Annotated in this window: 10 protein-coding genes; 1 reads left to right on the plus strand and 9 read right to left on the minus strand. The window is 62.9% G+C overall.

Annotated features, from left to right (window positions below; genetic code table 11):
- Positions 1 to 71 precede the first annotated feature (71 nt).
- Together JQ575_RS04470 and JQ575_RS04475 are read right to left on the minus strand one after the other, a co-directional pair.
- Positions 72 to 668 (minus strand): glutathione S-transferase family protein, encoded by a 597-nt coding sequence (locus JQ575_RS04470; RefSeq protein ID WP_212032045.1) that lies wholly within the window; start codon positions 666 to 668, stop codon positions 72 to 74.
- 267 nt (positions 669 to 935) lie between these two features.
- Positions 936 to 1,874 carry a LysR substrate-binding domain-containing protein gene (locus tag JQ575_RS04475; RefSeq protein WP_212032046.1) on the minus strand — a complete coding sequence of 313 codons (939 nt, stop codon included), beginning with the start codon at positions 1,872 to 1,874 and terminating at the stop codon, positions 936 to 938.
- 102 nt (positions 1,875 to 1,976) lie between these two features.
- Between JQ575_RS04475 and katG the strand changes: the two genes are divergently transcribed.
- The gene (gene katG / locus JQ575_RS04480) at positions 1,977 to 4,115 is read left to right on the plus strand and encodes a catalase/peroxidase HPI (protein ID WP_212032047.1); all 2,139 of its coding nucleotides are present in this window, start codon (positions 1,977 to 1,979) and stop codon (positions 4,113 to 4,115) included.
- A gap of 85 nt (positions 4,116 to 4,200) precedes the next feature.
- Here katG and JQ575_RS04485 read toward each other — a convergent pair whose 3' ends face one another.
- The 7 genes from JQ575_RS04485 to JQ575_RS04515 form a co-directional block, all read right to left on the minus strand.
- Positions 4,201 to 4,953, minus strand: coding sequence for a superoxide dismutase (locus JQ575_RS04485; RefSeq protein WP_212032048.1), 753 nt, complete (start codon positions 4,951 to 4,953; stop codon positions 4,201 to 4,203).
- A gap of 200 nt (positions 4,954 to 5,153) precedes the next feature.
- Positions 5,154 to 7,313: a polyribonucleotide nucleotidyltransferase gene (gene pnp, locus JQ575_RS04490; protein WP_192736266.1), complete on the minus strand. Its 2,160-nt coding sequence runs from the start codon at positions 7,311 to 7,313 to the stop codon at positions 5,154 to 5,156.
- A 315-nt stretch (positions 7,314 to 7,628) separates the two neighbouring features.
- Positions 7,629 to 7,898: a 30S ribosomal protein S15 gene (rpsO, locus tag JQ575_RS04495; RefSeq protein WP_074272228.1), complete on the minus strand. Its 270-nt coding sequence runs from the start codon at positions 7,896 to 7,898 to the stop codon at positions 7,629 to 7,631.
- A gap of 2 nt (positions 7,899 to 7,900) precedes the next feature.
- The gene (gene truB / locus JQ575_RS04500) at positions 7,901 to 9,019 is read right to left on the minus strand and encodes a tRNA pseudouridine(55) synthase TruB (protein ID WP_212032122.1); all 1,119 of its coding nucleotides are present in this window, start codon (positions 9,017 to 9,019) and stop codon (positions 7,901 to 7,903) included.
- On the minus strand, positions 9,019 to 9,432 hold the full coding sequence (rbfA, locus tag JQ575_RS04505) for a 30S ribosome-binding factor RbfA (protein WP_212032049.1): 414 nt from the start codon (positions 9,430 to 9,432) through the stop codon (positions 9,019 to 9,021). The genes truB and rbfA overlap by 1 nt, the downstream gene beginning before the upstream one ends.
- Before the next feature lie 156 nt (positions 9,433 to 9,588).
- A complete protein-coding gene (infB, locus tag JQ575_RS04510; RefSeq protein ID WP_212032050.1) occupies positions 9,589 to 12,240 on the minus strand; it encodes a translation initiation factor IF-2 in 2,652 nt (883 codons plus the stop codon).
- A gap of 59 nt (positions 12,241 to 12,299) precedes the next feature.
- Positions 12,300 to 12,983, minus strand: coding sequence for an RNA-binding protein (locus tag JQ575_RS04515; protein WP_212032051.1), 684 nt, complete (start codon positions 12,981 to 12,983; stop codon positions 12,300 to 12,302).
- Positions 12,984 to 12,998: the final 15 nt, after the last annotated feature.

Raw genomic sequence — 12,998 nt, forward strand, 5'->3', positions numbered from 1 at the left:
GCTTCTCGATTCAATTACTGATGTCTCTGGAATACTGGGTCACCCGCTTTCGCGGGTGACGACAGTTCGGTCTATCCCGCCGCGATCTTTTCGGCACGCTGGAACGCCGGCCGTGCCGCGCATCGATCGATATAGGCGTCGAACGACGGCCGCGACGGCACCATCTTGAACAGCCGCACGGCGAAATTCAGCCCGGAGCCAATGATGATGTCGGCTGCGGAAAAATTGTCGCCGAGAATCCATGGGCCTTTCTCCAGCGCGTTGTCGAGCACGTCGATCACGCGTTGCGAATCGCCCCAGCCGGCCGCGACCGGATTCATTTCGATCTTGGTCGCGAGCTGCACGATCGCAGGCTCGATACAACCGGGGCTGAAGAACAGCCAGTAGAGATACTTTGCGCGCAGCGAATCTCCGAGCGGCGGCGCCAGCTTCGCTTCCGGATAGCGCTCGGCGACATAGGCCGCGATCGCGGCGGCCTCGGCAAGCGTCGCCTCGCCATCCCGGAGCGCCGGCACCTTGCCCATCGGATTGATCGCCAGATATTCGAGCTTGCGCTGTGCGCCGGTCGAGATGTCCGTCAGCACGCGTTCATAGGGTTGCCCGGTCTCTTCGAACAGCCACAGCGAGGAAAACGAACGCGAGCGGGGCGACCAATAGAGCTGCATCATAGCGGAACCTTTCATCGGCGGGGGCGGACAATGCCATCTTCATTGCGCGTCTGACGCGAATTGGCAACGCACTACGCCTAGGACGAACGGTTCAACGTCGAGCGATATGTTGGTCAACTTTATTTCGTGCGGTCGACTGGCCGGCGATTTCGGGCGAATCGCGGAGAGCCACTGCTCAATTGTCTTTGAGGTAGTTGGGCAGCAGGAGGCATGGCTAGCAAGATATATGGCCAACAAGAAAATAAAGCGCGGCCGGGAGGCCGCCGCTTATCGCGCCCGCGATGTTCGCGGCGAGGGCCTCGCGTTGCGCTGTTCGCGCAGGGCGTCGGCGGCGAGGCAGACCACTTCCGAGATTTGCTGCAGCTGTGCGGCCAGCGGGCTGGTCTTGCGCCAGACCATGCCGATGGTCCGCGACGGTTGCGGATTAGAGAACCGCGCCACCGAGACCTGCGCCGAGCGGGTTTCCACCGTGACCGCCATTTCCGGAATCAGGGTGACGCCGATGCCGGCGCCGACCATCTGAACGAGCGTCGACAGCGAGCTTGCGTCCAGCACCTCGCGCGGCGGCGATTGCATGTTGCAGAACGACAGCGCCTGGTCGCGGAAACAATGTCCCTCTTCGAGCAGCAATAGCCGCATCTCGCGCAGCGTCTCGTGGCTCGGCACCGGCGTGCCCTCGTCCTCGCCCGGCCGCACCAGCAGGAAGTTCTCGGAAAAGCACGCGACCTCGGTCAGCGACGGCTCCGATACCGGCAATGCCACGATCGCCGTATCGAGCCGGCCTTCGGTCACTTCCTTGATAAGCTTCGGCGTCAGCGTCTCGCGCACATGGATGTCGAGTTCCGGATGCATGCGCGCGAGGTTCTCGATCACTTTCGGCAACAGATAGGGCGCGATCGTCGGGATCATGCCGATGCGTAGCCGACCGGCAAGCCGGTCCTGCGCCGCGCGCGCGAAGTCGCCGAGTTCATCGACCGAGCGCAAGATGTCGCGGACACGCTGGACGATCTCTTCGCCGAACTTCGTCAGCGTGATCTGTCGCGCGCTTCGTTCCAGCAGCGCGCCACCGAGCGCTTGCTCCATTTCCTTGATTTGCATCGACAGGGCCGGCTGCGAGATCGAGCAGGCTTCCGCCGCGCGCCCGAAATGGCCGTGACGGCCCAGCGCATCAAAATAACGAAGCTGTCTCAGCGTCATCTGGATCATCAAAATATCTTATCGGTTCGATCATTAAAATCAACTTCCCCTGATGGAAAGCGGCTCTTAGAGTGCTTCCAATCTTCAGGAAGCGGCCCTTAGGAGGCAATCATGGACGACAAAACAAAATGCCCGTTCTCGGGCGGAAAACGCGGACACTCGAACCGCGATTGGTGGCCGGACGCGCTGGACGTTTCGCTGCTGCACCGCAATTCGAATCTGTCCGATCCGATGGGCGAGGCGTTCGATTACGCCAAGGAATTCAAGACCCTCGACCTCAATGCCGTGGTCAAGGACCTGACCGCTTTGATGACGGAATCGCAGGAGTGGTGGCCGGCCGATTTCGGTCACTATGGCGGACTGATGATCCGCTTGGCGTGGCACAGCGCCGGCACCTACCGCATCACGGACGGCCGCGGCGGCGCCGGAGCCGGTCAGCAACGCTTCGCGCCGCTGAACAGCTGGCCTGACAACGCCAACCTCGACAAGGCGCGCCGGCTGCTATGGCCGATCAAGCAGAAATACGGCCGCAAGATCTCGTGGGCCGACCTGATGATTCTCGCCGGCAACGTCGCGCTCGAATCGATGGGCTTCAAGACGTTTGGTTTTGCGGGCGGCCGCGCCGATGTCTGGGAGCCCGAAGAGCTGTTCTGGGGCCCTGAGGGCACCTGGCTGGGCGACGAACGTTACAGCGGCGAACGCGAACTCTCCGAGCCGCTCGGCGCCGTGCAGATGGGTCTCATCTACGTCAATCCGGAAGGCCCCAACGGCAACCCGGACCCGCTCGCGGCGGCGAAAGACATCCGCGAAACCTTCTTCCGCATGGCCATGAACGACGAAGAGACCGTTGCGCTGATTGCCGGCGGCCACACCTTCGGCAAGGCCCATGGTGCCGGCGATCCGTCGCTGGTCGGCTCGGACCCGGAAAGCGGCGCGCTCGAGGATCAGGGCCTCGGCTGGAAGAGCAAGCACGGCACCGGCATCGGCGCCGATGCCATCACCGGCGGTCCGGAAGTCACCTGGACGCAGCAGCCGACGCAGTGGAGCAATCTGTTCTTCAAGAACCTGTTCGAGAATGAATGGGAACTGACCAAGAGCCCGGCCGGTGCCAAGCAGTGGAAGGCAAAGGGCGCGGAAGCGACCATCCCGGACGCCTTCGACAAGTCGAAGAAGCACGTGCCGATGATGCTGACCACCGACCTGTCGCTGCGCTTCGATCCCGCTTACGAGAAGATTTCGCGGCGCTTCCACGAAAACCCGGACCAGTTCGCCGATGCGTTCGCGCGTGCCTGGTTCAAGCTCACGCACCGCGACATGGGTCCGATCGTGCGTTATCTCGGCCCGCTGGTGCCGAAGGAAACGCTGATCTGGCAGGACCCGATTCCGGCGGTGGATCATCCGCTGATCGGCGATGCTGATATCGCCGCGCTGAAGACGAAGATTCTCGGCTCGGGCCTGTCGGTGTCGCAGCTGGTTTCGACCGCATGGGCGTCGGCATCGACGTTCCGCGGCTCCGACAAGCGCGGCGGCGCCAATGGCGCGCGTATTCGTCTCAGCCCGCAGAAGGACTGGGAGGTCAACCAGCCCGCTGAGCTGAACACGGTGCTGCAGAAGCTGGAGGCGATCCAGAAGGAGTTCGGCAAGAAGGTTTCGCTTGCCGACCTGATCGTTCTCGGCGGCTCCGCGGCGGTTGAAAAGGCCGCCAAGGACGCCGGCGTCGACGTCAAGGTGCCGTTCACGCCGGGGCGCATGGATGCGTCGCAGGATCAGACCGACGTCGCTTCCTTTGCTCCGCTCGAACCGCGTGCCGATGGCTTCCGCAACTATGTCAACGGCAAGAAGCACCAGTTCCTGGGGCCGGTGGAAGCGTTGATCGACCGCGCGCAATTGCTGCGGTTGACGGGACCCGAACTGACGGCGCTGGTCGGCGGCCTGCGCGTGCTCGGCGCCAATGCCGGCGGATCAAAGCACGGCGTCTTCACCAGCAAGGTGGGGACATTGACGAATGATTTCTTCGTCAATCTGCTCAGCATGGGCACGGAGTGGCAGCCGTCGGGCGATGCATATGAGGGCCGCGATCGGAAGACAAAGGCGGTGAAGTGGACCGCGACCGGCGTCGACCTGATCTTCGGCTCGCACTCGCAGCTTCGCGCCTTCGCTGAGGTTTACGCGTGCGCGGACTCCAAAGAGAAGTTCGCCAAGGATTTTGCGGCGGCCTGGACCAAGGTGATGAACGCCGATCGTTTCTGATCACCTGAGCACTGGATGAACGCAACACTAACAAAAAAGGGCGGCTCACTGAGCCGCCCTTTTACTTTTGGAATGAACAGCGCGATCAAACGCCGAGCGTACCGGCCTTCGCTGCCGCATAGCGCTCGGCGATCTTGGCCCAGTTCACCGTATTCCACCACGCCTTGAGATAATCGGCGCGGCGGTTCTGGTAGTTGAGATAATAGGCGTGCTCCCAGACGTCGTTGCCGAGCAGCGCGCGCTTGCCGTCCATGATCGGACTGTCCTGGTTCGGGCGGGTTTCAATCGCAAGCTTGCCGTCCTTGGCAACGGTCACGAACACCCAGCCGGAGCCGAACTGGCGTCCGCCGGCGGCGTTAAAGTCGTTCTGGAATTTTTCCAGGCCGCCGAGATCCTTGTCGATCGCGGCCAGCACCTCGCCCTCCGGCTTGCCGCCACCCGGGGCCATGATTTCCCAGAACATGGTGTGGTTGGCATGGCCGCCGAGATTGTTACGCACGCCGAATTTGATGTCGTCGTTCAGGGCGTTCAGATTGCCGAGAATATCCGTCACCTTGCTGGTGCCGAGCTGCGCATTGGTCTTGGCGAGGGTGTTCAGATTGTTGACATAAGCGGCATGGTGCCGGCCATGGTGGATTTCCATGGTCTTGGCATCGATATGCGGCTCAAGCGCGTTGAAGGCGTAAGGGAGCGGCGGCAGCGTGAACGGACCGGCCGCGGCCGGGGCAGCCGCAGGTGCCGGTGCGGCGGCCTGGGCAAAGACGACACGCGGTGCCGCCGCGACGGCAGCGAGGCCGGCGGCGGCGCTGAAAAAATGACGGCGCGAAAGTGCGGACATAAGTCTCTCCCTGCGTGACGAGCCTGCGGCTCGATTCGGACGATCGTAACGGGTCCAGCTTCCAGCTGCGAAGTCAGCCCCATTCCGGTTTCATTTTAAATGGGTTAGGCGCTGCGGCGTAAGAGCGCATGATCACATCTGCGGCAAATAAAAAGGGCGGCTTTGCAGCCGCCCCTTTCTGATTTTCGATGTCGAGGCGCTTACTCGCCGGCCGCTTCGCGGGGCGCCGAGGCTTCCGCCGCCTTCTGCTTGGCTTCGAGATCCTCGCCGGTCGCCTGATCGACCACCTTCATCGATAGCCGCGTCTTGCCGCGATCGTCGAAGCCGAGCAGCTTGACCTTGACCTTGTCGCCTTCCTTGACGACGTCGGAGGTCTTCTGCACCCGGGCCCCGGCGAGCTGGCTGATGTGGACGAGACCGTCCTTGGCGCCGAAGAAGTTCACGAACGCGCCGAACTCCATCACCTTGACCACGGTGCCTTCGTAGATCTGGCCGATCTCCGGATCGGAGGCGATCGACTTGATCCACTTGATCGCGGCCTTCATCGCCTCGCCGTCGTTGGAGGCGACCTTCACGGTGCCGTCGTCCTCGATGTTGACCTTGGCGCCGGTCTTCTCGACGATCTCGCGGATCACCTTGCCGCCGGTGCCGATCACTTCACGGATCTTGTCGGTCGGGATCTTGAAGGTCTCGATGCGCGGCGCGTATTCGCCGAGCTCGGCGCGGGCATTGGTGAGCGCCTTCGACATTTCGCCGAGGATGTGGATACGCCCATCCTTGGCCTGGCCGAGTGCGACCTTCATGATCTCCTCGGTGATGCCCTCGATCTTGATGTCCATCTGCAGCGAGGTGATGCCCTGGTCGGTGCCGGCCACCTTGAAGTCCATGTCGCCGAGATGATCCTCGTCACCGAGAATGTCGGACAGGACCGCAAAGCGCGAACCTTCCAGGATCAGGCCCATCGCGATACCCGCGGTCGGCCGCTTGAGGGGAACGCCCGCATCCATCAGCGCCAGCGAAGCGCCGCAGACCGACGCCATCGACGACGATCCGTTGGATTCGGTGATCTCGGAAACCACGCGCACCGTGTAGGGGAATTCGTGGTGCGGCGGCAGGACCGGATGGATCGCGCGCCAGGCGAGCTTGCCGTGGCCGATCTCGCGGCGCTTGGTGCCGCCGAGGCGTCCGGTTTCACCAACCGAGTAGGGAGGGAAGTTGTAGTGCAGCAGGAACTGCTCCTTGTAGGTCCCTGACAGCGAGTCGATGTACTGCTCGTCCTCGCCGGTGCCGAGCGTGGTCACGACCATCGCCTGGGTTTCACCGCGGGTGAACAGCGCCGAACCGTGGGCGCGCGGCAGCACGCCGACTTCGGCGATGATGCTGCGGACGGTCTTGGAATCGCGGCCGTCGATGCGCTTGCCGGTGTCGAGGATGTTCCAGCGGACGATCTTGGATTCGAGTTCCTTGAACACGCCGGCGATGCGCAGCTTGTCGTATTGCGGCTCCTGCCCTTCCGGGAAGTAGTGAGCCATCACCTTTTCCTTGGCCTTGCCGACCGCTGCATAGCGATCCTGCTTGATCGGGATAGCGTAGGCCGAGCGCAGCTCCTGCTCGATCAGGCCGAGCATTTCCTTCTCGAGCGCGCTCTCGTCGACGACCTTGACTTCACGCGGCTCTTTCGCGGCCTTCTCGGCGAGCTCGATGATCGCCTTGATCACCGGCTGGAAGTGCCGGTGTCCGAACATCACAGCACCGAGCATGATGTCTTCGTTGAGTTCCTTAGCTTCCGATTCCACCATCAGCACGGCGTCGGCGGTGCCGGCGACGACGAGGTCAAGCTGGGTCTCGAGCATTTCGTCGAGCGTCGGGTTGAGCACGTATTCGTCGTTGGCGAAGCCGACGCGGGCCGCACCGATCGGGCCCTTGAACGGCGCACCGGAGATCGTCAGCGCCGCGGAGGCGGCGACCAGCGCCAGAATGTCGGGATCGTTTTCCATGTCATGCGACAGCACGGTGACGATGACCTGGGTTTCATTGCGCCAGCCGTCGACGAACAGCGGACGGATCGGACGGTCGATCAGACGGGAGACCAGCGTCTCCTTTTCGGTCGGCCGGCCCTCGCGCTTGAAATAGCCGCCGGGAATGCGGCCCGCGGCGTAGGTCTTTTCCTGGTAGTCGACGGTCAGCGGCAGGAAGTCGACGCCTTCGCGCGGGTTCTTGGCCGCGACGACCGTGGCGAGCACGATGGTCTCACCATAGGTCGCCAATACGGCACCGTCGGCCTGACGGGCGATCTTTCCGGTTTCAAGCTTGAGGGGACGTCCACCCCAGTCGATCTCGACTGAATGAGCATTAAACATTTCGATTTCTTTCATGGTTTCGCGAAAGCAGGGGCGCCTGAAACACAAAGACCATGCGCAAGATTGCGAGACACTGATCGCAACACGAGATCAGCATCCGGCGATCCTGCCATGGTCTTTATATTTCGGATGGCGTCCATCCTCTCGGTAGTCTGGGCACCTTGCCCTGCCCAGCGGCCGGATTGCTGCTGGACGTCTATTGGACATGAGTTTCTTCATGCCCTTGCGCATGATCGTCTCCGAGAATCCGGAGTCCGGGTTTCTTCCGGAAGACCATACGAAAACGCGCGCAACAGGCGCGCGCGTACTCTGGGATCAACGACGAATGTTGTGCTTTTCGAGCAGCGCCTTGTAGCGCGCCTCGTCCTTCCGCTTGATGTAATCGAGCAGGGAACGGCGCGTGGCGACCATCTTCAAAAGACCCCGGCGCGAATGATTGTCCTTCACGTGGGATTTGAAGTGCCCGGTGAGGTTGTTGATGCGTTCCGACAGGATCGCAACCTGAACCTCGGGCGAGCCGGTGTCGCCGGCCTTGTTGGCATTCGTCTTGATGACTTCCGCTTTGCGTTCGGCGGTAATCGACATCGTCAAACTTTCTCATCGTTACGACCGGAACTGGCAGTCAGTCCGGTCAGGTTGAACACACGCTTGGGGATGAGTTCGCCATTGCCAATTTCGGCGAGGGCCAGAAGCCGGCCTGCCACCGTGACATAGACTGTGCCGCTACAATTGGGCGCATCCCGTCCGCGCAACAAAACGGCCTGGCCCCGGTGGAGCCTTGCCGCATCAGCCCGTGTGACGGCCAGTGCCGGGATGTCGTCCAGCGCGGTCTCAACGGGCAAAAGCGCGTCGGCGAGGCTGCCCTCGCCCGACGCGGCTCTATTACACAAAGCCTCCAACTGTTCCAGCGGAATCATGTCCGCTTCGCGGAATGGACCGACCAGGGTCCGCCGCAAGGCGCTGATATGGCCGAAACAGCCCAGAATCCGGCCGATATCGCGGGCCAGCGCCCGGACATAGGTTCCCTTGCCGCACTCGGCCTCGAACACGGATTGGCCGTTATCTCCATGTTCCACAAGGGTTAATTCGTGAATCTCGACCGGCCGCGGCTTTAATTCGACGGTTTCGCCGTCTCTGGCCAGATCATAGGCCCGTTCGCCCTGGACCTTGATCGCGGAATATTGCGGCGGGATCTGCTCGATCAGGCCGATGAATTGCGGCAGCAGCGCCCGGATGGAATCGGCAGAAGGCCTGAGATCGCTGGTCTTGGTGGCTCGGCCCTCGGTGTCATCGGTATCGCGCTCCTCGCCCCAGCTCACGGTGAAGCGGTAGCGCTTGCGGCCGTCCATCACGAACGGGACCGTCTTGGTGGCTTCGCCGAGCGCGATCGGCAGGCCGCCGGAGGCGAGCGGGTCGAGGGTACCGGCATGGCCGGCGCGCTTGGCCTGGAACAGGCGCTTGAGCACCGCCACCGCGTGCGTCGAGGTCATGCCGATCGGCTTGTCGAGAATCACCCAGCCATGGACGTCGCGCTTGTCGCGGCGCGGCTGATTGTTCTGGCGTTGCTTGCCCTGATGCTTCTGACGCGGATCGTTATTGCCGCGACGTGCCTCTTCGTTGCGGGCCTCGGTGAAAATATTTTTTTCAGCGTCGTGCGATTCGCCATTTTGCGAATCGATCACGCTGTTGGCAGTGTTCACAATCATCACTTGTCGTCCGAATCGGGTGCGAGGTCTCTTTGCACCGCAGGTGTTCTCAGTAATCTCTCGATCCGTTCCGCTTCATCGAATCGTTCGTCGACGCGAAAGCGAAGATCAGGCGCAAACTTTAAGTTAACGCGGTGCGCAATCTCGCCGCGCAGGAATTTCTTGTTGCGCGCGAGCGCCGCGAGCACGACATCGGTGTCGCGTCCGCCGAGCGGCATCACATAGACGGTTGCAAGCTTCAGGTCCGGTGACATGCGCACCTCCGGAACCGTGATGATGTGACCCTCGAGATCGGGGTCATGCACGCTACCTTGCGACAGAATATCGGCGACCGCGTGGCGCACGGTTTCGCCGACGCGCAATTGGCGTTGCGAGCCGCCGGGGGCGGAACTCTTGCTGTGGTGGCGGGGCATGGCCGTCTCTCGAAAAAAATTGGCCATGGCCGGGCTATTCCCGGCCATTGACGTCGTTCTTGCTGTTGAATTCTCTGGGACGTGGATGCCCGGATTAAATCCGGGCATGACGTCGAACTAGTACAATGTCTTCCGACGAAGCCGTAAGGTTCAGACTTACAGGCTCCGCTGGATCGTCTCCACGCGATAACACTCGATAACGTCGCCGGGGCGCATGTCGCCGTAATTCTCGAACGCCATACCGCATTCCTGACCGGACTGCACTTCCTTCACTTCATCCTTGAAGCGCTTCAGCGTCGAGAGCTTGCCTTCATGCACAACGACGTTGTCGCGAATGAGGCGAACATTGGCGCCGCGTTCCACGGTGCCGTCGGTGACGCGGCAGCCGGCGACCTTGCCGACCTTGGAAATGTTGAACACTTCCAGGATCTGCGCATTGCCCAGCATGGTTTCGCGCAGCGTCGGCGCGAGCAGGCCGGACATCGCCTTTTTGATGTCGTCCACCAGATCGTAGATGATGTTGTAATAGCGGATCTCGATGCCGTTGCGCTTGGCCGCAGCCGCCGCTTCCTTGTTGGCGCGAACCGAGAAGCCGATGATGGCGGCGTTGAAGCCTTCCGCCAGCGTCACGTCGGATTCGGAGATGCCGCCGACGCCGGCGTGCAGGATGCGCGCGGCAACTTCGTCGGTGCCGAGCTTTTCCAGCGATCCCAGGATGGCTTCGAGCGAACCTTGCACGTCGGCCTTGATGATCAACGGGAATTCCTTGCGGCCCGAGGTCTTGAGCTGCGACATCATCTGTTCGAGCGAACCGCGCATGCCGGAAATCGAGGCAGCCGCGTTTTCGCGCTTCTGGTGGGCGCGATAGCTCGTGACCTGGCGGGCGCGGGCTTCGTTCTCGACCACCGCGAGGCGGTCGCCGGCTTCCGGCGGACCGTTGAAGCCGAGCACCTCGACCGGCACCGAAGGTCCGGCCTCGTCGATGTTGACGCCCTGATCGTTGATAAGGGCGCGGACGCGGCCCATTTCGGCGCCGGCCACGATGATGTCGCCGATGCGCAGGGTTCCGCGCTGCACCAGCACGGTCGCAACCGGACCGCGGCCGCGGTCGAGTCTGGCTTCGATCACGGTTCCTTCGGCGGGACGTTCCGCGTTGGTCTTGAGGTCGAGCAGTTCGGCCTGCAGCGCGATCATTTCCAGCAGCTTGTCGAGATTGGTCTTGTTCTTGGCTGAGACCTCGACGTCGACGACTTCACCGCCGAACGATTCGACCTGAACCTCGTGCTGCAACAGTTCGGTGCGCACGCGCTCTGGCTTGGCGTCGGGCTTGTCGATCTTGTTGATCGCGATGATCATCGGAACCTTCGCCGCCTTGGCGTGGTTGATCGCCTCGATGGTCTGCGGCATGACGCCGTCATCGGCCGCCACCACCAGGATCACGATATCGGTGACCTTGGCGCCGCGCGCACGCATCGCGGTGAACGCGGCGTGGCCGGGCGTATCGATGAAGGTGATCTTCTTGCCGCTTTCCGGCGAGGTCACCTGATAGGCGCCGATATGCTGGGTGATGCCGCCGGCTTCGCCCGAAACCACGTTGGCGTGGCGGAGCGCGTCGAGCAGCGAGGTCTTGCCGTGATCGACATGGCCCATCACGGTCACGACCGGCGAACGCGGTTCGGTGTCGGTGGAATCGTCGACGATGTCGAACAGGCCCTCTTCGACGTCGGATGCGGCCACGCGCTTGACCGTATGGCCCAATTCCTCGGCGATCAGCTGCGCGGTGTCGGCGTCGATCACGTCGGTGATCTTGTGCATCGCGCCCTGCTTCATCAGCAGGCGGATGACGTCGACCGCGCGTTCCGACATGCGGTTGGCGAGTTCTTGGATGTTGATGGCTTCTGGGATCACCACTTCGCGGATGATCTTTTCCTTCGGCTCGTTCGAGGCGTGTCCCTTCAGGCGCTGGGTGCGCCGGCGGAACGAGGCGATCGAACGCTCGCGCACATTGTCGGCGTCCAGGGCGGTGACCAGCGTCAGGCGGCCGCGTTCCTTTTGCGGTCCGGGCTTGTGGGTCGTCTTCGGCGGCACGGCGGGGCGCATGGCGCCGCCGGGGCCACGGCGGATCTGGCGCGGACCTTCATCCTCATCGGAGGCGTCGGCGGCAACGCCCGGGGCGCGCGCGGGCGGCACTGCCGAAGCCGTCGGCCGGGCCGCGGGACGCGCGGTGCTGGTGATGGTCGTGCCGGGTGCGGCGGTCGTTGCGGCCTTGGCTTCGGTCTCGCCAAAACGCTTTTTGGCTTCGAGTTCGGCCTTGCGCTTGGCTTCTTCTTCCAGGCGGTGACGTTCTTCCTCGGCCTTGCGGCGGGCTTCGGCGGCTTCGCGTTCGGCCTGCTCGATGCCTTCGCGGCTCGAGCGGCGCTTGGCTTCTTCTTCCGCCAGCCGACGTTCCTCGATGTCACGGACCTTGGCATCGGCCAGCGCGCTGGCGCGCGCGGAACGCTCATCCTCGGTCAGCGTGCGCAACACCACGCCGGAGCCGGCGCGGGGCGCGGCTGGCGCTGAGGGGCGGCTTGGCGCTTTGGCGACGACCGGCGCCGGCTTGGCGACCACAGGTTCCGGCGCATGGGTTTCGCCGGCGGGCGCGTCGCCGCCGAGGCGGCGCTTGCCGCGCTTCTCGACCACGACCTGCTTGGTCCGGCCATGGCTGAAGCTCTGGCGTACGGTGCCCGTCTCGACGCGCGGCTTGAGCGTCAAGGTCTTGGTCGGGACACTCAAAGTCTTGTCGCCAGGCGTTTTGGTATCAACCATTCAGCAGTCCTAATCTTGTTGCGTTGTGCGCATTCGCACAGTCGTTAAAGCAAGTCTTGTTAGTCAGAATTTCTGGCCGCTCGGGCGGTCTTGTCGTCATCGGCCATCCGGTATCGGACCAGGATCTGGCAGCGCGACAGGAACGTCTTGCTCGCCGGGCCCGCGAGCAGGGCAGCATGTATCACATTTGACCGCCCCAGTGCCAAATCCAATTCTGCCGACGTCAGAACATTGACGATCGGAAATTCCGGCGATTCATCCGCATTTCCGCGCTTTTGCCGCACGATCGCGTCCAATTTGCGGATTCCGTCGACCGCCCCGTCCGAAGCGTGGATCAGGGCCCGGGCCTCCCCCTCTCGGAGCGCGCCCTCGACCTTGCTGAAACCGGAGACGACCTGGCCGGCCTTGGCGACCATCGCCAGCGCCTCGGTGCAGCTGCGAACCAGCAAAGCCTCGGTGTCGGCAGGGAGGGTCGCGGCGGCCCGGATGTCGCGCTTGAAACCCCTGCTAAATTGGTTACGCCGCACCGCTTCCGCAACGGTCCGGCGCGATGCCGAGACCCACAGGCCGCGGCCGGGCAGCTTGCGCTTCAGATCCGGAACGACCTCGCCCTGGGGCGAGACCACGAACCGGATCAGTTCGTCGATCGGGCGCACCTCACGGGTGACCGCGCACATCCGCATCGTCGCGGACCTGTCGGTCCGCGGTCCGTTGTCGAGATCGGGGTCAGCCATGGCGAGCATGCGCGGGGCATCTCC

This window comes from Bradyrhizobium sp. JYMT SZCCT0428, assembly GCF_018131075.1.
In the GTDB taxonomy this organism is placed as follows: Bacteria; Pseudomonadota; Alphaproteobacteria; order Rhizobiales; family Xanthobacteraceae; genus Bradyrhizobium.

Bases quoted from the DNA above. Each gene is read 5' to 3' on its own strand.
- JQ575_RS04470 (WP_212032045.1), bottom strand. From the start codon at position 668: ATGATGCAGCTCTATTGGTCGCCCCGCTCGCGTTCGTTTTCCTCGCTG.
- JQ575_RS04475 (WP_212032046.1), bottom strand. From the start codon at position 1,874: ATGATCCAGATGACGCTGAGACAGCTTCGTTATTTTGATGCGCTGGGC.
- katG (WP_212032047.1), top strand. From the start codon at position 1,977: ATGGACGACAAAACAAAATGCCCGTTCTCGGGCGGAAAACGCGGACAC.
- JQ575_RS04485 (WP_212032048.1), bottom strand. From the start codon at position 4,953: ATGTCCGCACTTTCGCGCCGTCATTTTTTCAGCGCCGCCGCCGGCCTC.
- pnp (WP_192736266.1), bottom strand. From the start codon at position 7,313: ATGTTTAATGCTCATTCAGTCGAGATCGACTGGGGTGGACGTCCCCTC.
- rpsO (WP_074272228.1), bottom strand. From the start codon at position 7,898: ATGTCGATTACCGCCGAACGCAAAGCGGAAGTCATCAAGACGAATGCC.
- truB (WP_212032122.1), bottom strand. From the start codon at position 9,019: ATGATTGTGAACACTGCCAACAGCGTGATCGATTCGCAAAATGGCGAA.
- rbfA (WP_212032049.1), bottom strand. From the start codon at position 9,432: ATGCCCCGCCACCACAGCAAGAGTTCCGCCCCCGGCGGCTCGCAACGC.
- infB (WP_212032050.1), bottom strand. From the start codon at position 12,240: ATGGTTGATACCAAAACGCCTGGCGACAAGACTTTGAGTGTCCCGACC.
- JQ575_RS04515 (WP_212032051.1), bottom strand. From the start codon at position 12,983: ATGCTCGCCATGGCTGACCCCGATCTCGACAACGGACCGCGGACCGAC.